This window comes from Streptomyces sp. SID13031 (assembly GCF_010548305.1).
In the GTDB taxonomy this organism is placed as follows: domain Bacteria; phylum Actinomycetota; class Actinomycetes; order Propionibacteriales; family Kribbellaceae; genus Kribbella.
Window position 1 is genome coordinate 1 of sequence record NZ_JAAGLV010000087.1, and the last position, 432, is coordinate 432.

The window sequence follows — 432 nt, forward strand, 5'->3', positions numbered from 1 at the left end:
GCGGCAGCAACACGCTGGCCAGCCCCGAGCGGAGGTGTGCGTCGGCGCCGTAGGCCGCGGCCAGGATCAGGATCTGAAGTACGGCGAAGACGCCCGCCGCCCGCCAGCCGTACAGCAGTCCGGCCAGCAACGGGGTGCACACGACGGCGTATCCGAGGGTTCACTCGGGTGTGGCGGTGAACAGGAGCAGCGCGCCGAAGACCGTGTCGGCGCCGAGCAGCAGCGGGAAGCGGACGAGGAGGGGGCCGAAGCGTTCCCAGTCGCGGTAGAGGGCGTACGAGCCGACGACCGTCACCAGGACGGCCGAGGCGACCAGCCAGCTCGCGAGGCCGGGGGCGGTGTTGTCGAGGGCCTGCGGGGTGCCGATGGCGATCATGGCCAGCCGGAAGAGGAACACCTGGCGGGCCAGCGCCGAGAGGGCGTTGACCTGGA

1 pseudogene is annotated in these 432 nt (G+C 71.8%); it reads right to left on the minus strand.

The features are described 5' to 3' along the window. A pseudogene (locus G3I17_RS39355) lies at nucleotides 1-432 on the minus strand (two-component sensor histidine kinase); the annotation flags it as partial.